The 1,337-nt window shown below is 67.7% G+C and carries 2 protein-coding genes; both read left to right on the top strand.

Translation table 11 applies throughout. From position 1 onward, the window contains the following. A partial coding sequence (locus AC2VON_RS17900; RefSeq protein WP_486954156.1) for a phosphotransferase family protein occupies positions 1-572 on the top strand: 572 nt, incomplete at its 5' end. Positions 573-676: 104 nt separating this feature from the next. Then, on the top strand, positions 677-1,337 hold a 661-nt coding region (locus AC2VON_RS17895), incomplete at its 3' end, for an acyl-CoA dehydrogenase family protein (protein WP_486954155.1).

The raw sequence follows: 1,337 nt of genomic DNA, 5'->3' as shown, positions 1-1,337 counted from the left end.
TGGCCAGCCACAAGCCGTATGCGCCGCGCCAGCTCAAACGCTGGGCCGGGCAGTGGGAGCAGTCCAAGACCCGGGAGCTGCCCGCCCTCGACGACCTTACCCGGCGGTTGGTCGCCGCGGCGCCGGAGCAACACGAACTGACGTTGGTGCACGGTGACTTTCATCTGCGTAACGTGATCATCTCGCGCACCACGGGGGACGTGGTCGCCGTGCTGGACTGGGAGCTGTCCACCCTCGGCGATCCGCTCGCCGACATGGGCAGCCTGCTGGGGTACTGGCCGCAGCCCGGGGAGCAGAACATCGCCGGTGAATTCGACGCCGCCACTTTGGACGGCTTCCCGGACCGTGCAGAGCTGGCCCGGTTGTACCTGGAGCAGACCGGACGCGATGCGGCGACGCTGGCCTACTGGCATGCGCTGGGGCTGTGGAAGGTCGCCATCATCGCCGAGGGCGTGATGCGCCGCGCGATGGACACCCCGGCCAACAAGGCTGCCGGCGGTACGCCGGTCGTGGCGTTGATCGACGCGCTGGTGGCCAAGGCCCGCGACGTGGCTGAGCAAGCCGGCATCTGACCCGACGGGAGGTAGCGATGAGCCGTGCCGGCGACGATGCAGAGCGAAGCGATGAAGAGGAGCGGCACCATGAGCCGCACCAGCGATGAGGAGGAGTGGCGCTAGTGAGCGATGACGAGCAACAGATCACAGCGGACCTGAGCACCCGGGTCCGGGAACTGATCGGGGTGCATGACCCGGTGACCACGAGCCGGCGGGACTTCCTCGGGGCTCGCTTCGACGCCGGGCTGGCTTGGGTGCATTTCCCGCACGGTTGCGGCGGTCTGGGCCTGCCGCGAACCTTTCAGGGTTTCGTGGAGGCTGAGCTGGCCGTGGCGGGCGCGCCGCCGGTCGACACCGGGCGCAACGGCATCGGGTTGGGGATGGCGGCGCCGACTATCGCGGCGTTCGGCACCGAGGAGCAGAAACGTAAGTTCTTGCGCCCGTTGTTCATCGGCGACCACATCTATTGCCAGTTGTTCAGCGAGCCCGGCGCCGGTTCGGATCTGGCCGGCTTGGCTACCCGCGCGGTCCGCGACGGCTCGGGAGAAAACGCAGACTGGATCGTCAACGGGCAGAAGGTGTGGACATCGAGTGCGCAGCATGCGCAGATGGCGCTGCTGGTCGCGCGCACCGACCCATCGGTACCCAAACACCGGGGCCTGACGTATTTCCTTTGTGACATGACCGTGCCGGGTGTTGACGTCCGGCCGCTGCGCCAGATCACCGGTGAGGCCGAGTTCAACGAGGTGTTCCTCACCGACGTGCGGGTGCCCGATGCCAACC

The sequence above is a fragment of the Mycobacterium sp. TH-M82 genome, from assembly GCF_057473605.1.
This window is presented reverse-complemented; position numbering and strand designations above follow the sequence as displayed.